At 34.5% G+C, this 23,505-nt stretch carries 18 protein-coding genes; 15 read left to right on the top strand and 3 right to left on the bottom strand.

Going from position 1 to position 23,505, the window contains the following annotated elements; translation table 11 throughout:
• The first annotated feature begins 136 nt into the window (after positions 1–136).
• On the top strand, positions 137–3,787 hold the full coding sequence (locus ACFSTA_RS13725; protein WP_377557304.1) for a dynamin family protein: 3,651 nt from the start codon (positions 137–139) through the stop codon (positions 3,785–3,787).
• The gene (locus ACFSTA_RS13720; RefSeq protein WP_377557303.1) at positions 3,762–4,622 is read left to right on the top strand and encodes a 5'-3' exonuclease; all 861 of its coding nucleotides are present in this window, start codon (positions 3,762–3,764) and stop codon (positions 4,620–4,622) included. Before ACFSTA_RS13725 ends, ACFSTA_RS13720 begins: the two co-directional genes overlap by 26 nt.
• Here ACFSTA_RS13720 and ACFSTA_RS13715 read toward each other — a convergent pair whose 3' ends face one another.
• Together ACFSTA_RS13715 and ACFSTA_RS13710 are read right to left on the bottom strand one after the other, a co-directional pair.
• Positions 4,623–5,756: a zinc-dependent alcohol dehydrogenase gene (locus ACFSTA_RS13715; RefSeq protein WP_377557302.1), complete on the bottom strand. Its 1,134-nt coding sequence runs from the start codon at positions 5,754–5,756 to the stop codon at positions 4,623–4,625. It lies immediately after the preceding gene.
• Between the two features lie 135 nt (positions 5,757–5,891).
• Entirely contained in the window at positions 5,892–6,080 is a 189-nt protein-coding gene (locus ACFSTA_RS13710) for a hypothetical protein (protein WP_377557301.1), read from the bottom strand.
• A gap of 257 nt (positions 6,081–6,337) precedes the next feature.
• On the opposite strand from ACFSTA_RS13710, the gene cysK reads away from it, so the two are divergent.
• The 3 genes from cysK to ACFSTA_RS13695 all read left to right on the top strand — a co-directional run bounded on the left by cysK (position 6,338) and on the right by ACFSTA_RS13695 (position 8,792).
• Positions 6,338–7,255, top strand: a complete 918-nt coding sequence (cysK, locus tag ACFSTA_RS13705; RefSeq protein WP_377557300.1) for a cysteine synthase A — start codon at positions 6,338–6,340, stop codon at positions 7,253–7,255.
• A 143-nt stretch (positions 7,256–7,398) separates the two neighbouring features.
• On the top strand, positions 7,399–8,019 hold the full coding sequence (locus ACFSTA_RS13700) for a CAP domain-containing protein (RefSeq protein ID WP_377557299.1): 621 nt from the start codon (positions 7,399–7,401) through the stop codon (positions 8,017–8,019).
• Between the two features lie 74 nt (positions 8,020–8,093).
• Positions 8,094–8,792, top strand: a complete 699-nt coding sequence (locus ACFSTA_RS13695) for a DNA alkylation repair protein (RefSeq protein ID WP_377557298.1) — start codon at positions 8,094–8,096, stop codon at positions 8,790–8,792.
• Between the two features lie 20 nt (positions 8,793–8,812).
• On the opposite strand, the gene ACFSTA_RS13690 is transcribed toward ACFSTA_RS13695, so the two are convergent.
• Entirely contained in the window at positions 8,813–8,935 is a 123-nt protein-coding gene (locus tag ACFSTA_RS13690; RefSeq protein ID WP_377557297.1) for a hypothetical protein, read from the bottom strand.
• A 594-nt stretch (positions 8,936–9,529) separates the two neighbouring features.
• Here ACFSTA_RS13690 and ACFSTA_RS13685 point away from each other — a divergent pair.
• The 10 genes from ACFSTA_RS13685 to ACFSTA_RS13640 all read left to right on the top strand — a co-directional run bounded on the left by ACFSTA_RS13685 (position 9,530) and on the right by ACFSTA_RS13640 (position 23,343).
• A complete protein-coding gene (locus tag ACFSTA_RS13685; RefSeq protein WP_377557295.1) occupies positions 9,530–11,989 on the top strand; it encodes a hypothetical protein in 2,460 nt (819 codons plus the stop codon).
• Positions 11,982–12,920, top strand: coding sequence for an ABC transporter ATP-binding protein (locus ACFSTA_RS13680; protein ID WP_377557294.1), 939 nt, complete (start codon positions 11,982–11,984; stop codon positions 12,918–12,920). Before ACFSTA_RS13685 ends, ACFSTA_RS13680 begins: the two co-directional genes overlap by 8 nt.
• A complete protein-coding gene (locus tag ACFSTA_RS13675; RefSeq protein WP_377557293.1) occupies positions 12,917–13,771 on the top strand; it encodes an ABC transporter permease in 855 nt (284 codons plus the stop codon). Before ACFSTA_RS13680 ends, ACFSTA_RS13675 begins: the two co-directional genes overlap by 4 nt.
• Positions 13,764–15,341 (top strand): hypothetical protein, encoded by a 1,578-nt coding sequence (locus ACFSTA_RS13670; RefSeq protein WP_377557292.1) that lies wholly within the window; start codon positions 13,764–13,766, stop codon positions 15,339–15,341. The genes ACFSTA_RS13675 and ACFSTA_RS13670 overlap by 8 nt, the downstream gene beginning before the upstream one ends.
• 11 nt (positions 15,342–15,352) lie before the next feature.
• A complete protein-coding gene (locus ACFSTA_RS13665) occupies positions 15,353–16,345 on the top strand; it encodes an AAA family ATPase (protein ID WP_377557385.1) in 993 nt (330 codons plus the stop codon).
• Positions 16,342–17,217 (top strand): DUF58 domain-containing protein, encoded by an 876-nt coding sequence (locus ACFSTA_RS13660; RefSeq protein ID WP_377557291.1) that lies wholly within the window; start codon positions 16,342–16,344, stop codon positions 17,215–17,217. The genes ACFSTA_RS13665 and ACFSTA_RS13660 overlap by 4 nt, the downstream gene beginning before the upstream one ends.
• 10 nt (positions 17,218–17,227) lie before the next feature.
• Positions 17,228–19,036, top strand: a complete 1,809-nt coding sequence (locus ACFSTA_RS13655; RefSeq protein WP_377557290.1) for a vWA domain-containing protein — start codon at positions 17,228–17,230, stop codon at positions 19,034–19,036.
• The gene (locus ACFSTA_RS13650; protein WP_377557289.1) at positions 19,020–21,845 is read left to right on the top strand and encodes a VWA domain-containing protein; all 2,826 of its coding nucleotides are present in this window, start codon (positions 19,020–19,022) and stop codon (positions 21,843–21,845) included. Before ACFSTA_RS13655 ends, ACFSTA_RS13650 begins: the two co-directional genes overlap by 17 nt.
• 305 nt (positions 21,846–22,150) lie before the next feature.
• Entirely contained in the window at positions 22,151–22,795 is a 645-nt protein-coding gene (locus tag ACFSTA_RS13645; protein WP_377557288.1) for a uridine kinase family protein, read from the top strand.
• Positions 22,796–22,887: 92 nt separating this feature from the next.
• A complete protein-coding gene (locus tag ACFSTA_RS13640; protein ID WP_377557287.1) occupies positions 22,888–23,343 on the top strand; it encodes an NUDIX hydrolase in 456 nt (151 codons plus the stop codon).
• Positions 23,344–23,505: the final 162 nt, after the last annotated feature.

Genomic DNA, 23,505 nt, shown 5'->3' with positions numbered 1-23,505 from the left:
TCGTTTTTAGAGTCGAATATTTATTTATGTCCCAGATCTTTTTTGTATTATAATGGAAGCTATATAATTAGGTAGAAAAACGGTAAAGGATTCCGTATAATAAGGAATAGATCGTAATACGAAGGGGTTTTAAAGCGTGACAGTACTACACAAAGATAAGTTGAACATAGACCTTGACCAACTGGTTACTTTTCATAAACTTATGATGGATCATGGTGATGATAAAAATGCGCAAAAAATAGTAGATTTATATAAAAAAAGTACAGAACAGGATTTTATAGTAAGTTTCTCGGGTCACTTTTCTGCAGGTAAATCTTCTATGATCAATGCGTTACTAGATAAAGATATTCTACCAAAAAGTCCAATACCTACAAGTGCAAATATAGTTAAGATCACTTCAGGTGAAGGAATTGTTCGCGTGTATTTTAAAGAGCATGAACCTATAGAATATAGCGAACCATATGATATGGAAATGATTAAAGACTACTGTAAAAATAAAGATGAAATAAAGAAAATTGAACTAAGTACAGGGGATTCGCTTATTCCACCTCATTGTTCCATTATTGATACACCAGGAATTGATGCTGCTGATGAAGCAGACCGTATTATAACCGAATCCTCCTTACATGTAGTAGATATTTTGTTTTATGTAATGGACTATAATCATGTCCAATCTGAAGTTAATTTATATTTCCTTAAGAAAATTCAAGAAATAGGTATTCCTTATTTTATTATTATTAATCAAGTAGATAAACATGATGAATCGGAAATAGCATTTTCACAATATGAAAAAAATATTAATCAAACGTTTGAACAATGGGACATAAAACCTGAACATATTTATTACTCATCGCTTATAGATTCACAAGCAGCTCACAATCAATTTGATGAAATAAAGGAAAAGCTCTTTCGTCAGTTTCATAATAAAGCGTCTTTACTTCGTACAAAAGGCTCTCTTAAACAGATCATCAAGGACCATAAGAATTATTTGCAACAGGTATACGATGAGAAACTGAGTAGTTTACCGTTGGAAGATAACATGTCCCAGGTTCAAGATAATTTAAAGAAGATACGTGTTAAAATGGAAACGGAGAAAGAAATAATTCAAGAAATAATAAGTGATTTTCAAAATGATTTACATGCAACATTGAAAAATGCATATCTTATGCCATCTACCTTACGCGAAAAAGCTGGTCACTTTCTTGAATCACAACAGAAGAATTTTAAAATTGGAATACTTGGAGCGAAGAAGAAAACAGAATTAGAAAAAGAACGACTAGTATCAGAATTTATAACAGATCTGCAGAAAAGTTTAGAAGCAAACATTCAGTGGAAATTGCGAGATAAATTTAACGCATTATTAAAGGAATATGATATTCGTGACGAACAAATCTCAGAACAAATGCAACAAATAACAATTGAATATACAGTTGAAGACCTGTTAAAGCATATGAAATCTGGAGCGAAATTAAATGGTGATTATGTTTTAAACTATACGAATGAAATCAGTACAGATATTAAAAATAAGTTTAAACAACAAGCCCGGTTGTTATTGGAAACAATAAAAAATAGAGTTGAGAAAGAATCACAAGTAATGCTAGAGGTATATAAGAAGGAAGAAGCCAAGTTACAGGAGTCTCTTACAAATTTCAAACAATACAATGAATTACAAGAGACTTTACACAATAAGTTTACAGTAATCAACCATCCACCTGAAGTTACCCAGGATGCTAAAGAGTTAATGCGAGATAAATTACAAGGTACAAAGCACGAACCAATCCGAATGGAGTCACAACAAGTAGAAAACAACAGTACGCGTTCTCAGTCTCATCAAAGTGATAACCAAATAGATAAACTACCAAAATCGACTTATTCTATTACAGAAGTAGATCCAATTATTGATAGATCCATTCAAGCCGTTGAAAAATTACCAGGCTTTCAATCGCTTATTCATGATCTTAAGGAGAAACAAAGTCGACTCAATAATCGAACGTTAACCATCGCTTTATTCGGGGCATTTAGTGCAGGGAAATCCTCTTTCGCTAATGCATTAATGGGGGAAAGTGTCTTGCCTGTTTCTCCCAACCCTACGACAGCAGTAATTAACCGTATCAATCCAGTTACTGATACCAAGCCACATGGCACAGTAGTCATTCAATTAAAGGATCAAGAAGCAATTATTAAAGATATTCATTCCATTACAAGGCATCTCTCTCCGCCAGATGGTGGACTTGATAGACTTATCGAATGGATTGAAATAAACAATCTCTATAACTCAAATGAACTAAGTCATATGTTTCAAAGCTATTTATTAGCACTTTACGAAGGTTATGAGCAACATAAAGATTTGCTCGGTAAAGAAATAACCATTTCCATGGAAGAGTTCTCGAATTATGTTACTTCTGAACATAAGGCTTGCTATATGGAGACTATCGATCTATATTACGATTGTTCATTAACCCAACAAGGAATTACACTGGTTGATACACCTGGTGCAGATTCTATTAATGCACGTCATACAAATGTAGCGTTTGATTATATTAAATATGCTGATGCTATATTTTATGTATCTTATTATAACCATGCGTTGTCTAGAGCAGACAAAGATTTCTTAGTACAACTTGGGAGGGTAAAGGAAACGTTTCAGCTTGATAAAATGTTTTTTATTATTAATGCTGCTGATTTAGCTGAAAGTAATTCTGATCTAATCCTAGTTAGAAACTATGTAGAGGAGCAGTTAGAACAATTAGGTATTCGTTTTCCAAAAATATATCCGGTATCAAGTAAACTATCACTAGAGGAAAAACGTTCTACACAAATACTGAACGATCTGATGGCATCATTTGAAGATGATTTATATTATTTCATTAATCATGGTTTAGCGAGTCTAACGGTAGAAGCAGCTTTTTATGATATTCATCGTATGAAGAAAACACTGTTACACTTTATCGATACAACTAATTTGAATGAACAAGAAAGAATCCATTACCGCAATAAATTAGACGAAAAACAGGGTCAGTTAATTGCTATTGTTAACCAATCTAACACTAATTTTTATGAAAAAAGGATTGTGGAAAAGATCACCAAACAACTACATTATGTAGTGGAAAGATTATCAATTCGCTTTCATGATATGTTTAAAGAAATGTTTAATCCAACAACTGTAACAGAATCTGGAAAAAAGGCGACAAGACAACTAGAAAAAAATTTGAAAGAATTATTGGATTATATTGGTTATGAGTTACTTCAGGAAATTCGTGCCGTTTCTCTTCGAGTTGAAGCGTATATGTCTGAATTACAAATAGAGTTTTATGAAAAACTAGATAGTCAAATGGATAAAATTGATCCGAATTTCTTATTAGCTAATCCAGATACATTTGATTTCCAAACACCAAGTTATGAACAGGGTTTAACGTCGTTAGATCTAAACGATTTTTCAAAAGCTATTTCAGGCTTTAAAGGGACAAAAGCCTTTTTTGAGAAAAATGAAAAAGAGCTCATGAAAGAAGAGATATACCGCGTATTACTACCAGAAGTACATGCTTATTTGAACCAATCCAATCGTATGATGGAGGTTTCTTATACAAATCAGTGGTTGGAACTGTTAGAATTAATGAAGAATCGTGTCACTACTGATATAACTAAATATATCAAAGACCACCAGTTACTAATGACAGATACCGTAAGTGTAGAAGTCTTAAGAGAGAAATATCAAATACTAAATACGATCGTAAGCGAAGTGAAGAAGGAGGAAGTAAATTATGAATCATCGAGTACTATTAGTTGATGGGATGGCCTTATTATTCCGCGGATTCTATGCTACGGCTTATCGAGGTAATTTTATGAAAACGAGTAATGGAATACCGACGAATGGTATTTATCAGTTTTTACGTTATATGTTAGATGCTGCAAGTAAATTTGAACCTTCTCATGTCATTTGTTGTTGGGACATGGGGAGTAAAACGTTTCGCAGTGAAATGTATGAAGAATATAAATCCAATCGGTCTGCACCTCCAGAAGAATTGATCCCACAATTCGACTTAGTTAAAGAGGTAGTTGAAGCTTTTGATATGCCTAATATAGGTCTGAAGAACTTTGAAGCAGATGATTGTATTGGAACATTAGCTAGACAATATGCGAATGATCATCAAGTGACGATACTGACTGGGGATCAAGACATATTACAATTAGTTGATCATGGGATCGAAGTAGCCATCATGAAAAAAGGACAAGGCAACTATGAGGTCTATACTGAAGAGAATTTCTTTGAAAAGAAAGGTATCACTCCTAAACAAATGATTGATCTTAAAGGACTAATGGGGGATAGTGCGGATAACTATCCAGGAGTCAAAGGAATTGGTGAAAAAACTGCTTTAAAACTTTTAGGTGAATATGAAACTATTGATAATTTGTTAGAACATGTTGATCAGTTACCAAAAGGTGTTCAAACGAAAATCAACAATAATATTGATATGTTAAAACTTTCGAGAAACTTGGCTGAAATTAAATGTGATGTTCCAATCACTTGCCAATTAGAAAATGCGCTGTGGAAATACGATAAAAGTAAAATAGAGCGAAAGTTTGACGAGCTTGAATTTAAAAATCTCGCCAAACTTTTGTAATTATGGTTTAAGAACAACTTTTATACAGTCGTCTTTCTTACCAGTAAAAATGTCATATGCATGTTGTGCTTCATCTAATGGGAGCTTGTGTGTAATGATGTCAGTTGGGTCGAACTTGTTATTTACAATTTGGTTATAAAGCTCTTGCATGTAGGTTCGTGCAGGAGCTTGTCCCATTTTCAAGGTGATATTTCGACTAAAGAACGGTCCCAATGGGAACATGTTGTATAAGCCTCCATATACGCCGGTTAATTGTACCGTTCCACCTTTTTTTACTGCTTTCGTTGATATTTGTATTGGACCAAGTGTTCCACCTTGAAGTTTTAATTTTTGTTCTACATATTCCAATGGTGATTTCTTTCCGTCCATTCCGACACAATCAATCACGACATCCGCTCCACCACTAGTTAATTCTTTTAATGTTTCGCCCATATCGTCAAACTTCGTAAAATCAAATATTTCCGTTTTATTTATTCTTTTTGCATGGTCTAAACGATAATCAAAATAATCGACTGCGATAACTCGTTCAGCACCCTTTTGCCAAGCAAATTTTTGTGTCATTAATCCAATTGGACCGCTGCCTAATACAATCACGGTGTCACCTTGCTTAACTCCTGCGTTCTCGACACTCCAATATGCGGTTGGTAAAACATCAGATAAAAACAGTAATTGTTCATCCTCTAATTCACAGTCTTCTGGTATTTTAAAAGGGGTATAATTTCCGAACGGTACACGTAAATATTCGGCTTGACCTCCTGGATAATTTCCGAATTTCTCAGAATATCCAAGATAACCTCCTGAATCATAATGTGGATTGGAATTATCGCATTGGCTTTCTAAATGGTTGTTGCAATATGGGCACGTACCACAGGCTATGGTAAAAGGGATAACAACACGGTCTCCTTTTTTTAACTTTGAGACATCTGACCCCACTTCTTCAACAATGCCCATCGGTTCATGTCCAATAATATAGTTTACAGGCAATGGAAAATTCCCTAAAAACAAATGAGTATCCGAGCCACAAATGGCAGTGGAAGTTATTTTTATGATTACATCTTGTGAATCTTGTATAGTAGGAAAGTCAACTTTTTTTACTTCAATTGATTCCTTTCCTTGATAGGTGACCGCCTTCATTTTAAATTCCTCCAAGCTTTTTTTCATTTCATGTTTATATTCTGTAATAATGGCAATAATTTATGCATTTTCAGCCTCAATTATAAAAAGCCTGCATCATAAAAGATACAGGCTTTTTACCGTTCATCTGACAAATTATCGACGATTGTTATTACGGTTGTTGTTGCGGTTGTTATTGTTGTTATTGTTGTTGTCGTTTAAATCATTGTTGTCAAGAAACTCATTTTCGTTCGCAAATTCAACATTATTAACATCGTTGTTATTATTGTTGTTGTTGTTATCGTTATTATTGTTGTTGTTGCGATTGTTGTTTCTATTAGCCATTTATTGACCCTCCTACAAGTTTTTTTGTATGAAATAAACCACCAGATCCAAACATAGCACTCTTTTCCGGAGGAATTATCTCACTTACAAAAATTATCTTACCCCGAATCATCAATTTAATTCTCTTTTTTTAGGTTTTTTTGTAAAAAAATCCTAAATTAAAGATGGAAGCGTAATAGGAAGTATTGGAATTCCATGCCTATTGTTGATAATATTTATATTAGAAGGACATCAAATATGTAGAGAGGCTGACATAAATGAAAGTAGTAGAAAACATTGCTGAATTGATAGGAGAAACACCAATTGTTCGTTTACATAAATTAGTACCAACTGATGCCGCTGAAATATATGTAAAACTTGAGATGTTCAATCCCAGTAAAAGTGTAAAGGATCGAGCTGCCTACAATATGATTATGAAAGCAGAAGAAGAAGGGTTAATTAAGCCAGGTGATACAATAATCGAACCAACAAGCGGAAATACGGGTATTGGATTAGCTATGAACGCAGCAGCAAAAGGATATAAAGCAATACTTGTTATGCCAGATAACAGTACACCGGAACGTAGAAATATATTGCAAGCGTACGGTGCTCAAGTAGTTTTAACGCCTAGTGAGGAAAAGATGCCCGGAGCTATTAAAAAAGCATTGGATCTACAAAAAGACATTCCAGGAAGCTTTATTCCTCAACAGTTTGAAAATGTTGCGAACCCGGATATACATAGAATTACAACAGCGGTAGAAATTTTAAAGCAAATGGATAAAGATTTAGATGCATTCGTATGTACTGCCGGAACCGGTGGAACGGTAACTGGTACAGGAGAAACCTTAAAAGACCATTTACCTAAATTACAAATTACAGTCGTAGAACCAAAAGGATCACCGGTTCTTTCAGGTGGTAAGCCTGGAAGGCATAAGTTAGTAGGTACAAGCCCAGGATTTATACCAGAAATATTAAATACTGAAATTTATGATGAAATACTTCAGGTTGAAGACGAAGATGCAGTTGACATGTTCAAGCAAGTAGCTAGTAAAGAAGGATTATTTGTTGGATTATCTGGTGCAGCTGCAATATTTGCTGCTATAAAAGTTGCTAAACGACTTGGTAAAGGTAAAAAAGTATTATGTATTGCACCTGATACTGGCGAGAGGTACTTGAGTATGAATTTATTTGACTAATTTCATATGATAAAAAGAGACTGCTTTTGAAATTGGAATTTTAAAGCTAGTCTCTTTTTAAATTTCCAATATTAACCACGCATTGTGGTTTTTTGTTAAGAGAAAATAGTAGCAGTACTAGCTATTTATTGGAGGTGAAATAGATGCTTAGAAAATTTTCTATATTATTATTAGTGCTTACCTTAGCTTTTCCGATGGTATCGCAAGCAGAAATAAAAATGTATAACGAACCACCATTTGACTTTTACAAAGTATCCAAAGGTGACACCTTTTGGTTTATAGCTCAGAGATATGGTTTGAATTACAGGGAGTTAATGAAACTTAACCCCGACGTTGAGCCAAGAAATATGCAAATAGGCTCAGTTATTCGACTAAGATCTACAGCTTCAAGCCCAAGTTCATTTGAAGAACAAGTAGTACAACTAGTAAATCAAGAACGATCAAAAAATGGACTATCACCATTACAGCACCGGGCAGATATTAAAAATGTAGCTGAGAAAAAAGCGATGGATTTAATAAATTCCAACTATTTTTCTCATAACAGTCCGAACTACGGGTCTCCATTTGATATGCTGAGAACATTTGGAATTAGTTATCGAACAGCTGGTGAAAATATTGCAAAAGGACAAAAATCCCCACAAGAAGTAATGAATGCTTGGATGAATTCTTCTGGTCATCGAGCAAACATATTGAAAGCAGATTTTGATTCAATAGGTGTAGGCTACTATCAAGGAGCATGGGTTCAAATGTTTATAGGTAATTAATCGTTCGAAAAGTCCAGATATTCACTGGGCTTTTTTGTGTGATATAATTTTCAAGTTGGGAAGGGGACAGTATAATGGAACGAATAAAACAATTAGCTTACATGCTGGAAAAGTATAAAAACAAGGACAATGCCGTCCAAATGGAAAAATATATGAAAAACCATTTTCCTTTTCTCGGGATAAAAACGCCAACTAGAAGAGAAGTGACGAAAGCATTTTTCCAGGAAAGCGGTATATTGAAAGAAGACTTTCAGCCTGAGTTTGTGATCAAACTATGGGAACAGCGTGAACGAGAGTACCAGAATATTGCCTTAGACTATATAGAACGGTCATTAAAGAAAGTTGAAAAATCTCATTTACCTCTAATGGAACAATTAATAACCACAAAACCTTGGTGGGATACAGTTGATATGCTTGCCCAAAAGCCAGTAGGTAAAATCGCGACAGAATTTCCTGAAGTTGTAGAAGATACCATTGAACAATGGGCCATTGGAGAGAATATGTGGTTACGTCGATCAGCAATACTATATCAATTAAAATATAAGGAAAGAACGAATGAAGAAAAATTATCTCTTTATATCATTGAAAATGTAAGTAGCAAGGAATTCTTTATCCAAAAAGCAATTGGGTGGGCTTTGAGGGAGTATTCCAAAACAAATCCTGATTTTGTTAAAGCGTTTATAGAAGATAATGCATTACCAAAGCTTAGCATTCGTGAAGGAAGTAAATATTTAAACGAAATAGACATACACATTAATTTGATGAGCGAATGATGGTACTTCATTATTCGCTATTACTTTATCTTTTCTATGTTTACATCTAAATAATATACCCGAGGTAATCCCCAATAAATCCAATAATCTGCCACCATCGAAACGCTTACGAAAATCACCATCTGCCAATCAACAAATTTCATACGTATCAACCTCCTTTATAAGTTATATATCCTTAAAATTTGTCCTATGTATCTTTTTTAAAAGGTTTGGTCTGAATATTTGCTGGAAGTGATGACCTTATAATTCACCGAATAATACTTGCTAGTGCGATACAAAAGAGTGGCGATTTTGTTAACAGTTTTACTCTAATCTGAAGGCAAGCTGACAAGTACGATAATTGACCTAATTCATACGAGAATACCTATCTATTCGATTAATAGCGGAACAGATGTCCTTAAGCTCCTTATTGACTTAATATTTTATGAATAAGGAAACGATTGCCCACATCCATATTTATGCTCTTTATGTTTCACTTGGTTCCTTCACTTTCCCACGAGATTTAATTCTCTAGCATGGCGCCATATTTTTTTATAACCTCATCTCCAAATTCAAAAAATCATAAATTTCTATATAAATATTAAAAAAATCACATATAAAAATCGTTGTAGGAGATATATTATTTCGAATTTTCTATGTTATAGTTATGTTATAGTAATATTTGGTAGGATATTTAATATTCCATCTAGATAGAACATGATTACTTAGATAAAGAATGATTTTTAGGAGGGGTTTCTGTGCGATCATACATACACTTCATTACTGTAATCCTATTTATTATAATGCTTATACCTATTCAAACATTTGCTGAGGATAAAGTAGAAATATCTGTTGATTATGGGTTCAATGGCAAAGTTCAAATGCATAAAGGCTTTCCAATGAGCATTACTTTCAAAAACAATGGCGAAAATATTTCAGGAGACCTTGTTATCTTCTCAAACCCTAACTATGAGTCTTTAGGTAGTATTGTTGTCCCAGTTGAACTTTCTAAAGGGGATGAAACAACTATTCACGTTTCGGTACCTGGGAATAATGGTGGAAATTTCAATTATAATTCGCAACATGATGATACGTTTATTCGCTTATACGAAGGATCATGGGAAGATGGGAATGAGATACCTCTTGATGGAAACACGAAGTTCCGAGCATCGTTTTTTCCTGATAATCGCTTAGTTGTGGGAGTACTAAGTAACTCATTTGATTCCTTAAATTTTTTAAACCTCTCAAAATTTAATGGTGAATCGGTTGAATTACTACAAGTAGAACAAGATGAATTACCAGAGGATGAAAAAGGATTAGAACTATTTGATGTACTTATTATTAACGACTATAATTTATCAAATGCTTCCACTCAATCACAAAATGCTATCAAAAAATGGATTCAATCTGGTGGTCATTTAATGATTGGTAGTAATCCATTTTTGCAACAACAGCTGGGGGAGCTTTCTGAATTAGTATTATTACATGTAGATGATAAAACTTCCTTTAAAGAGTTAAGCTTTCTAAACGACAAAGAAAGTGATGTGAAGTCTACTTTTGAAAATGTCGAATTTTTGACCGGTACTGCAACAGATAATACCAATGTAATCTATTCCGAAAACTCCTTACCAATCGTTTTAAACAAAAGCTACGGCTTAGGAGAAATGACACAATTTGCATTCAACATTGGAAATAGTTCGCTAACCAATACAGAAGTATATCAAAATTGGTGGTCCGACGTTTTACGAAAGACTGTAAATAAAAATAATAGTATGGGCCCTACAAGTTATGTACAAGAAGACTTAGTTTACCTTTTAGGGAGGATTGTTGATGCTTTTCCGTCTTCATTTATTCCTGTAAACCTACTTATCGTATTATTTGTAGTTTATTTAATTTTGCTTTTCCCAGGATTATACTTCCTGTTGAAGAAGTTAGACAGACGAGAACAATCCTGGTTTATTATTCCGGTAGTAGCGATTGTTTCTAGTGTTGCTTTTTTTGGGGTTGGAGCAAAAGATAGAATCTCTAGTTCACAAATTAATAATGTTAGTATTCTTTCCATTGACGATACTGGAATCGCAAGTGGTTACGGTGCATTCTCCATTCTGACCAATAGTGGTGGTGACTATAAATTAACTGTAAAACCAGGAGAATTTAATGCTTTTCCAAGACAAACTCAAAATTCAAATCCTTCTAGTGCTCCATTTAATTATGCCATGGTTGAGAATGGACAAAATCAATCAACGATTACGTTTAATGATGTGGAATATTGGTCGATACGTTCCGCTTACGGTGATGTGAATTCTATTGAAACTGGCAAAATTAATTCGAAGTTACGAGTGGAAGGACAACAATTAATCGGTAGCCTGACTAGTGATCTATCTATAGATTTAGAAGAAGCATATTTATTGACTGGAACAGAAGCGTATCCTTTAGGAAAAATGGAAGCAGGATCCACAAAGGATATCCAAATAGATCTAAAAAATATAAATAATAATGACTGGATTGGCGCTCCTCGTTCATCCGTAATAGCATCTAAAGTTGTACCAGGTTATTACAATTCAAATTATCATGTAAATTCAGGTCCAACCGATAAAGAAGAGCTTGATGAATGGAAGAAATATGAACTTTTAAATCTCGCTATGACGAAAAAGGTTCACCAAAATGATTTAGACCAACCTATAATTGCTGGTTATACAAAAGATTCCTATATTGATGTGAATGCGGAAAAGAAAAATACAAAGATAAAGACAACGACATTAATTACTCAACCTATCGAGGTTGAAACTGCTCCCAAAGGAGAATTTTCTTTTTCAGACGGATCGCTCATACCAGAATTAAGTATTTTTGAGAATAGTAATGGATTTATCCATCATAATGGACTTGAAAATGGAGAGGAATTTATAGCGATAGAGGATGGGAAATATCAATTGACATATCAAATTCCTAATCAATTAAATAAAGAAAATATTCATCTTCAAATGCTAAAGTTTCGATATACTCGAGGAAACGGTACAACTTATCATTTGTTTAATGCAGAAACGGAAGAATTTATTAGTTTGGAAGAATTTAATGGATTAGTTACCTTTGAGGAAAATGCTAATGAATTTTTAACAAAAGACGGTTCGATCATCATCATGTTTGAAAAAAACGGAATGAACAATCCAGAAATACAAATTCCATCACTAGACCTAGAAGGAGAGTTTACCAATGATTGAAACAGTTAATTTAACAAAAAAATACGGTTCTTTCACAGCTCTAGATTCCCTAACTCTTAACATAGAGAAGGGAACCGTATTTGGCTTTGTTGGCCATAATGGTGCTGGTAAATCAACTACCTTTTCTATATTAGCTACACTATTAACTCCGACTTCAGGAACTGCTTTTGTGAATGGGATTGATGTAACAACGGATCCTAAAAAGGTACGAAATTTAATTGGCTATATGCCAGACTTTTTTGGGGTTTATGATCAGTTTAAAACCGTTGAATACCTTGATTTTTATGGTGCCAGTTATGGAATTCCGAAAGCAGAAAGGGAAGCGTTAATTCCGCAACTGCTTGAATTGGTTAACTTATCAAATAAAAAAGAAGATTATGTTGATGTGTTGTCCCGGGGAATGAAGCAACGTCTTTGCTTAGCGCGTTCCCTTATACACGACCCTGAAGTACTTATTTTAGATGAACCAGCATCAGGTCTTGACCCGAGAGCAAGAATTGAAATGAGGGAAATATTAAAGGAATTAAAAAGTATGGGAAAAACTATTTTAATATCTTCCCATATCTTACCGGAATTAGCAGAAATGTGCGATGAAATTGGAGTCATAACCAATGGGAAATTAGTAGCTTCTGGTTCAGTATCTTCCATTCAAAAGCAGTTACAAGCTAATAAAGAAATTCATGTTAAACTTGCTTCCGATCGCGATGAAGCAATAGCTTTTTTTGAGGATGAGCCAAAAATATCTGCTCTTACCAAGCATGACAAATATGACGATATCATAATCTTTTCTTATGCAGGTAGTGATGAAGAACAAGTTCAATTACTAAAGAGAGCATTACTTGCAGATTTATTAATTATTAGTTTTAGCCAGGAGGAAGTTGACTTAGAAGATGTATTCTTAGAAATCACGAAAGGAGTTGATTTTTCTTGAAATCATTACTAATTAACCCTGTTTTAAATAAAGAAATAAAACTCCGTTTCCGGTCCTTTAAAGGATTTTTAGGTGTGTTTTTTTACTTATTTGCATTAGGTGTAGTAGCTATAGGCTTTATTATCGTGAATACGGTATATTCATCTTCTGTTATGTTTCGCCCGGAACAGAGCAGAGCTATGTTTATGGTTCTATCTTTTGTACAAATGGCATTAATATTATTTATGACACCAGGTTTAACTTCAGGTGTCATTAGCGGGGAACGAGAGCGGCAAACATTAAATATCTTACTAACAACTCCACAGTCGTCTTTTAGTATCATTTTTAGTAAGCTAATCTCTTCCCTCGCTTATTTAATGCTAATGATGGTATCTTCATTACCACTATATAGTATTGTCTTTTTATTTGGTGGAGTATCACCAAAGCTTTTACTTACAACATTTAGTTTATATGTAATTACAATGGTAACAATTGGTAGCATTGGTGTGTTTTTTTCGACGCTAATTCGAAAAACGATTATCGCCACCATTGTTACGTATGGAATAACATTATTCTTAACGGCAGGCACAGCATTTTTAACGATTATTGGATCACAAATATTTGCCTTTAATGGTACGAATCAAACAGCTTTTCCGTATTTTACTGCGATGGTTAATCCAATTATTATTCTGCTTTCAAAATTTGAGGAATATCTTGCGAATGAAATTTCCAACACAACAGGTATTGATTTTCCTCTAATGGCTAGTTTTATTATTACTTATATCATTATTAGCGTTCTTGTATTAACAATTAGCATTATGAAACTCCGGCCAAACAGGAAGGCCAAAAAAGGAACGGTGAAAGATGGATGAAAAACAACAGTTTATAAGATTGTTGAAGGTAACCAAACGTAAATTAATTATGAATCAAGCTATACGATCCATTCATGTCGGATTACTAATCATGGCTATAGCAATAGTACTCATGACATTACTTGCAAGAATGGTTGTTATCGTACATTTACTTGAGAAAATGTTATTTCTAAGTACCTTCATACTACTTATAACGATCGTTTATATAATCATCAAGCGACCTACTAATCGATCAGCTGCGAACTTATTTGACGAATATGTAAGGGATGATCGGGTAATAACCGCTTTAAATTATTTATACGACGAATCCGCTATCAGTCACTTACAACGTCGTGATGCAATTGTGCATATGAATAAAGTTAAAATAACAATAGAACATGAAAAGAGCAAAGTTTTTTACTGGAAACAACTGATTTTCGTGTTATTTTTATTCTCTGTATCTATAGGTTCATTGTTACTACCTAATGAAGTTATGCAAACGGCAGAACAACTGGAATTAGATGAAGAGATTGTAGAAAAAGCAAAAGGGGAAATCGAGAAATTAGTAGAGGAAGACAATAAAGTAGATGAAATACAGAAGGAATTGTTAGAGGAAACACAAGATGTTAAAGAAAGTGAAGAATTACTAGAAAAATTATTAAAACAAGAAGAAAAACTAGTGAAAGAGAAAGTAAATGCTTTAAACGAAGAAAATAAATTAAAGGAACTTGCTAATGGAGTTAATGAACTTCAAGAACTTTCTAGTGCTCTTGAACAACTTGATACGGAAAAATTAAATGATGCCTTAAATAAATTAATGGAAAATGAGTTATCAGCTTTGTCCGAGCAACAACAAAAAGCTTTGGAAGAATTGATTTCTGCTGTGACTAATCAAGAAATAGGTAACTTATCAGAACTATCACAAGAACAATTAAATGAAATCATGAGTGCATTAGGAAATCAGCTTGGTGCAATGATTGAAAATGCGAATTCGATTCCCCAACTGACTAATCTTCAAGAACAAGTACAGAATATCGCATCCACACTTAACGAAAATAGAAATGCAAATGGACTATCCAATTCCAATGAACTCGCTTTTGGTTCATCTAGTCAATCGAATAATCAGCATTCCGAGAATCCATCAGATAATAATGGATCAAGTAGCCAAGGGCAAGGGCAAAGCTCAGGAGATGGTAATGGATCTGGATCAGGCAACGGAGATGGAAACGGTTCGGGAAATGGATCAGGTAATGGAAATGGAAGCGGAAGTGGGAATGGATCAGGTAACGGGAGTGGAAGCAATGGTAATGGAGCTGGCTTTGGCCAAGGGTCACGAGAATTAACAATTCCTGAAGAAATCGAAGGAGAAAACACTATAGAAACGGATAACGGTGAATTAGGTGAAGGAAATAGTGAACAACAAACTGCTCCAAATGCACCTATATTAAAGGGTTCTATTCGATCCTATGATGAAGTTTACGGTAATTATGAAAAAGCATACCGAAATGGAATCGAACGAATGGACTTACCTACCTATTTAGAAGATGTCGTAAAAGGTTACTTTAGTGATCTGGACCCGAGAGGAGAATAAATGTGTTAGATATGGAAAAGAAAGAAAAACAATTACAGGATGTAACAGAGCAGATTGCAAAAACAAAAATAGAAATAGAAAAATATATTGTGGGACAATCGAACGTTATAGATCAAGTATTATGGACGATTTTTGCAGGGGGACATGCCTTGCTTGAAGGGTTACCTGGTCTTGGGAAAACGATGTTAGTTCGAACCATTTCAAATGTCATGGATTTAGATTTTTCTCGCATACAATTTACGCCGGATCTAATGCCATCCGATATTACGGGTACAATGATGATTGAACCAAGCGAGGAAGGGAACCGTCAATCCTTTGTCTTTCATCAAGGGCCTGTTTTTGCAAATATTTTATTAGCAGATGAAATTAACAGATCAACACCGAAGACACAAAGCTCATTACTAGAAGCGATGGGTGAAAAGACGGTAACTGTTATGGGCGATACGAAAGACTTGCCACAACCATTCTTCGTGTTAGCAACACAGAACCCACTTGACCTTGAAGGAACATATCCATTACCTGAAGCACAGATGGATCGATTTTTAATGAAAATTAATGTAGCCTATCCTTCTAAGGAGGAACTAAAACAAATTGTCATCCATACTACTGGTAACTTAACACCTAAAGTATCCAAAATCATAGATAAAAGCATGATTATAGATATACAAAATCTAGCAAATGAAATTCTTGTTTCCGAAGAAATGCTAGACTATGCTGTTCATCTTATTATGGCAACACATCCAGACAATGAAAACGCAACAGAATTAGTAAAAAAATATGTCCGATATGGCTCAGGTCCACGAGGTTTACAAGCTTTAATACGTATTGCAAAGGTTCGTGCTATTAGTGCCGGACGTTTTCATATCTCTAAAGGGGATGTGAAACAAGCGGTAAAGCCCGTCCTACGTCATCGACTCTTTTTAAACTTTGAAGGGGAAGCATCCGGAATTACAAGCGATGAGATTGTTGATGAAATTATTGTTTCAATTGGTGAAACTACATGATGAATGAAATGCTATCAAATTCTCTCATGTTTCAGTTATCAAAGTATACCTTCCAATCCAAAAAGTTAAAAAGAGGTCACCATAAAGGGGGACACCGATCCACGAAATCAGGTACTTCTCTTGATTTTTCAGATTATCGCAGTTATCAGCCTGGTGATGATTTGCGACAAATTGATTGGAATGTTTATGCCAGAACAAACAAGCATTATATTAAACGATTTTTAGATGAACAGGAATTAGTTGTTTCCGTTTATCTAGATTGTACCAATTCGATGACCATTCCACCGCAAAAATGGAAAATGGCGAGTGGCTTAGCAGCTTCCCTAGGATATCTATCGTTAACAAGTGATGACCGAGTAGGAATTTTTCCGATTGGTTCGGAAACCCATCCATTTAGCTATAAAAAAGGACGTGCTTTTTCTAATCGTCTTGTGCAGTATGTGGAAAATGTAAAGCCAAATAATGGTCCAGAAACTTTTTCAGAGTCTGTTCAACAGTTGATTCAACCAAAATCTAGTTTCTCCATTGTAATAAGTGATTTATTGGAGCCAGTAGAAATGGTGAAGAGCGCATTTAAAAAAATGCAAGCATATAAACAAGAACTGTATGTCATACAAATATTATCAGCGGAAGAAGTTTCGCCAAATTATCAAGGTGATCTAGAGCTAGTTGATAGCGAGACAAATGACATCACCAATGTCTCCATGAATAGTACAGTAAAAAGACATTACCAACAAAGCATACAAAAACATAAGGAAGAAATTCTAAAGTTTTGCCATGAACGGGGAATTAACTTTATTACATGTCAGGCAAACCATTCCATAGAAGAAATCATTTTTAATAGATTAACATCTATTGGTTGGATACATTGAGGTGATACCTTTGCAATTTTTAACGCCTAATTATTTTGGATTATCGATATTTTTAGTTGGAATAATTCTATTCTATTTATTTCGTAAACAATATGATAAACATGTGATCTCATCTACCTTATTATGGCACCAAGTAATGCAAGAATGGCAAGCAACAAAATGGTGGAGGAAATTACAACGACATCTATTGATGTATCTTCAGTTAATCATACTATTACTACTAATGATAGCTTTGACTCGACCATTTATCGGACTAAGCGAATATTCTGGTGAACATATTATAGTAATCATGGATACGTCGGCTTCCATGACTGCTGAAGAAGAAGAATCTAGTCGGCTGCAAATGGCTAAAGAAGAAGTGAAGGACATTATAGATCAATTAGATAACCAAATGATGACGGTCGTATTGGCGGAAGAATCTCCACGTATTTTATATTCTAATGAGACGATAAAAAACAGGATGATTCATGCTATTGAGGATCTAGACACTTCTTATCAAGTAAGTGATGTCAATAAAGCAGTCCAACTTGCTAATCAAATATTAGCGAGTTCGACTGGGGAAATTCATGTTTTCTCGGATCGAGTGGAGGCTGATCAGATACGAGATAATTTTTTAAATTACGATCTTACTATTCATAATATTGGATCGTCTCATGCCAATCTTTCTCTGCATACGTTTGGTGTATCCGAGCGGGAAGGCAAAGTAAATGGTATATTAACGGTCAATAGTGAGTATACAGAAGAACAACTCGTTCGGATTACAATTGAAAGTGACGGAGAAGAACTTCGTCAAATTCAAGAACTACTAGAACCAAATAAACTTACACAACTTTCCGTAGAGGATTTGCCTACTAAACCTTATTATAAAGCAGTAATTACGACTAATGATGATTATCAAGCTGATAATACGAGTATTTCTTTTTTACAAAAAACAGTGAACCCTTCCCTATATCTAGTTGGTGATGTAAATCCGTTTGTTGTTCGGGCATTAAATTATTTTAAGACAGACATTATTCAAGTGGAAAATGGTGCAGATGTACCAGATGATGCAACTGGCATTTTTATTTTAGAAGATGTTCCTGATGACCAATGGCCAAATGGACCGTTATTTCTTTTAAATCCAAGGAAAGAAGGGCCGTTTGATGTGAAAGAAAAACAAGATTTACAGAGCGGTTTGCGAGTGCTAAAAGAAGACCCTCTTTTAAATTTTGTTGATTTGGAAGAAGTTTATATACAAAAAAGTATCCCATATGAGTCTTCTCAACTTGAAACGCTTGTTTCAACGGATGACACTCCTATCATTAGTAAGGGATATCATGATGGACGACCTGTTATTGTACTTGGAGTTGACATTATAGACACAGATTGGCCGTTACATACTGGCTTTCCAATATTTTTATATAACTCCATTCAATATTTGACAGAACAACAAGAAATACTTGGATATGTAAAACCGAATGAACAAATAACTATTGCATATAATGCAAATGCAACACAAGGTTCAATTGTTGATGAGAACAATGATAAATTAATAGATTTAAATGTTGATGACGGAATATTTCAAGCACCAAACGAACCAGGTTTATATCGAATACAAGAAATTATTGGTGACAGGACAAAAGAAAGACTAGTAGCAGTTACTCTTGACCAAGAGGAGCATCACATTGTCCCAAGTGAAAGCTTTGCCATTGAGCTTGATCAGGAAGATTCAAGTGTCAACGAACAAAAGCCAAATGAAATATGGGCATGGATTACCATAATCGCATTTATCGTGTTATTGCTAGAATGGGAGGTTTATCGACGTGGAATTACAAATTGAACAACCTCTATTCTTTATATTGCTCATACCAGTGATCGGAATACTTTACCTGTATTGGAAAAAAAATAACGTAACGCCAAAACCTGAAAAATACACCATCCTAGCTTTACGTTCCATTATATTTATATGTATTATTTTTGCTTTAACGATTCCACATTTATTGTTTCCGGTCAATGGCGTAAACACCGTTTTTGTAGTAGACCAATCAGAAAGTGTTAAAAATCAACAAGGGAATATGTATGAGGAAATTGAACAAGCAATTAGTACTATGAGCACTGATGACCATTATGCTATTGTTACCGTTGGTGAAGAAGGGAAAGTTAGCCAAACATGGTCTAGCCGTGAGAAAGGGCTCGTTACCAACAAAGTTCTAGATAAAACTACCTTTACTAATCTTGAAGAAGGATTACAAATAGCTTCAAGTCTACTATCATCGAATCAAAATGGTCGCATCGTTTTGTTAACAGATGGAAATGAAAACATTGGAGATGTTATACAGCAAGTAGCATTATTAAATCAACAACAAATACCAGTTGATGTCATTCCATATACAACTTCTGTTCCGTATGATGTTGCCATTGATCAGTTTGATATACCATCAAACTTATATTTAGGTGAGCATGCGGATTTATCTATTAGTTTGTCCAGTACTGTCGATACGAATAGTAGGATACGAATTACGAAAGATAATGAAACCGTCATAGATGAAGAAGTGCAGGTCAAACAAGGAACAAACGCCTATACGTTTAATTACGCAGTGGAATCTACTGGTAACCACAGATTTCATGCAGAAATCGCAACAGATGAAGATGGAATAATCGAAAATAATATCGCAGATGCCATTACTACGGTAAAGGGAAATCCTACTGCACTTTTAGTTGAGGGGGATGAAGGGGAAGGAGATAATATATCTACTGCCTTGCAAGCTTCTAATCTACAGGTAGATAAGACGATACCTAAGTTATTGCCAACGAAACTTGCTGGATTATTAGACTATGAAACGATTATTTTTAGTAATGTTACTGCCACGGATATAACCCAAGATCAAATGGAGATTATTGAAAGCGCCGTTCGCGATTTTGGTGTGGGTTTTGTAATGACAGGTGGAAATAAAAGCTATGGATTAGGTGGCTATTTCAAAACTCCGATTGAAAATTTATTACCTGTTGAGATGGATCTAAAAGGAAAAAAGGAGTTACCTTCATTAGGAATGATTATTGTAATGGATCGATCTGGGAGTATGTCTGGACATAAAATTGATTTAGCCAAAGAAGCTGCTGCAAGATCAGTTGATTTACTTCGAAACACCGATACATTAGGTTTTATCGCTTTCGATGATCAACCTTGGCAAATTATTGATACGGAACCACTTCATGATAAAGAGGAGGCCATTGATAAAATACGTTCGATCACTGAAGGTGGCGGCACGGAAATTTTTACTTCCTTACAAGAAGCGTATTCACAGTTAGAGCCCCTCGAGTTAAAACGTAAGCATATTATTTTATTAACAGACGGTCAATCTGCAACAAATGGAGATTATTCCGCAGTGATCTCTCAAGGACTCGAACATAATGTAACACTATCTACAGTGGCCATTGGAAGTGATGCAGATCGCACACTTTTAGAGGATTTAGCTGAAGAAGGTACCGGTAGATTTTATGATGTACAAGATGCTTCTACTATACCAAGTATCCTTTCTAGGGAAACGATCTTAACAACAAGAACTTATATAGAGGACGAGCCATTTTATCCAAGTTATATGGAAGGAACAGAGTGGAGTCATCTGTTTCAAAATGGCGTCCCAGAAATGAATGCATATGTTGCAACTGATCCAAAGGATAGAGCGGAAATTGTATTATTGAGTGAAAAGGAAGATCCAGTACTCGCAAGATGGAAATATGGTTTAGGTAATACAATTGCTTGGACTTCTGATGTACGCGGGGAATGGTCAGGGGCTTGGCCAGCTTGGGAGAATTGGCCAACTCTATGGAATGAAATGATAACATGGAGTCTTCCTAACTATCAACAAGACGTATATGATATCAAACAAACAAGAGATGGAAGGCAAGTCATATTATCGATTACATCAGAAGATGCTGATTTGCTACCACTGGAAGCGGAAGTAGTTGATGAGAAGGGAAATGAAGTTGAAGCACAGATCCGTACAACCGCTCCTGGTGCATATGAAGTTACTTTTTCTGCTGAAACCGGTGTATATTACTTACAGCTTTCTAAAATGCAAGAAGATCAAATCATAGGTAGTTTTCAAGCAGGAATAGTTGTACCATATTCCGAGGAATTTGAATTACTTCACACCAATCAAACATTGATAAATGAAATTGCAGCTGTCGGTGAAGGAAAAGTTATCGATTCACCGGAAGATGCGTTTCGATCATTGGATAGAAATAGTTTTGAACGACAACCGATATCTATGGTACTACTTTTCATAGCTTTTCTTATCTTTTTTATAGAAGTAGCGATTCGTCGTTTCGGTATCATGTCGATACTTCATAAGATACGTACTTCACGTTCTGAAAAGGCAGCTAAATTTGATAATAAGAAACAAAACATGGAACAAACGTATGATAGATTAAAGAAATCTACAAACCAGACTAAAACAAAACATATTAATCAATCGTTAAAAGAAGAAGATAAAGTAGAGCAGAACAAATGGGGAAAAGAGCCCAGCATTACTCCAGTAATGAAGCCGAAGACAGAAAAGAAGCAAAAAGAAGTGGATCATCCAACTGAAGGTAGTAATGATCGGATGAAGAGGTTGTTAGATGCAAAAAATAGGAAAGGGAAATAATTCTGAGACCAAAAACCGTAGTTGCTAAATACTATCAAGTATACATCCAATCACCATCTGTTGAGATGATGATTGGATGTTCATTATTGGTTTTGTAAATGGTAACTTATGGCAAGTGTTAAAAGAGGATCGACAATGTGATCGATCTTTTTAAATGTCATTTAGTTCAGAAATTTATAACATGCCGCTTGGAATATTATGTTAATATAACATATATAGATCTTGAACTAACGATGGTGGATAGCTTAATAAAGGTATTGATAGTAAAAGAATATCCACTTTCAAGACAGAAAATGGAGGAATTTATGGAAAGGATATTACAAAAGATAGTTAATCTAATAAACCGTAAAAATAAAAAAGTAATCATAGGAATATCGGGTCATGGCGCTTCTGGAAAGACCACCTTTGCAAATAATCTAATAAAACTTCTGCGACAAAATGATGTGAATTATATTAATACCGACCCTTATATTATAAGTTCGAACATCAGAAAGTTCGCTTTATTAGATTATGAATATAAGAATGAAAATCATCATTATAAAATGACAGCCTGCCATCCTGCTGCTCATTATGTAACAGCACTAGAGAGAGACATAAGAATGATAAGAGATGATTTAGATTTTTATACAATAGATACACCTTATAAAAAGAGCCAATTAATTTCTTCAAGAAACAGGGTGAATATTGTTGAAGGCATGAGTGTTGCTTTTACAAATCCAAATTTGTATGATTTTAAAGTTTACTTATATACAGATGGTGAAACCGAGTTAATGAGAAGGTCTGTTCGTGATGTTTCTGAAAGAGGTACAGACATAAATTATTTAAGGAAATCACATGAAGAGCGTAGAAATCAATATGAATTATTTATGCATTCTTTCCATCAACATTTTGATGCCGTTATAAAAAATTCCAATGAAGAATATTTTCTGGAAAAAGATGATTTAAATTAAAGTAACTTGGAGTTGTCATTAAAGAAGTATTGCGATTCCTGATTTTATTTAACCCCCTTATTTACAAATAAAAAACCAGAGGAGATTTAATTGTGGAAACTATCACATTTGGTGAAAAAGAAGAAGGTAAGGAATTCATATGGAGGCAAGCTGTTTATGGTTTAATGTTCAATAGTCAAAAAGATAGACTAGCGATAATTCAAACAAGTGATGGTGAGTATTTTCTTCCAGGAGGTGGAATAGAAAATAATGAAACACATGAAGAGTGTTTAAAAAGAGAGTCCGTTGAAGAAATGGGAATGTATATTAAAGTGGGTTCTTTTATTGGGTGTGCCCGAAGATATTTTTATTCTTCAAATGAAAATAAACATTACCTTAGTCAAGGTTATTTTTATTTGTGCGAGATGGGAAGGCAAGTTAGTAAACCAATAGAAGATGATCATTTTCTTCAATGGATTGAACCGTCCCAATCAACAGAAATTTTATTCCACGAACATCAAATCTGGGCAGTTAAGGAAGCATTAAGGAAATCAAAGTTAATAAGATAATGGTGTTGGATCTAAAGGGATGAAGAACAGAATAAGTTGGGTGGTTTAATTGGTACCATTATTACTATTTTAGAGATAACAGAAGTAAAAAAGTTACCTTTTTATAGTTGATGTATTAATAATCCTTTTTGGCTTTAATTTTGACTATCAAAGGGTGGTATT

Source organism: Ornithinibacillus salinisoli (genome assembly GCF_042684965.1).
In the GTDB taxonomy this organism is placed as follows: domain Bacteria; phylum Bacillota; class Bacilli; order Bacillales; family Amphibacillaceae; genus Ornithinibacillus; species Ornithinibacillus salinisoli.
This window is presented reverse-complemented; position numbering and strand designations above follow the sequence as displayed.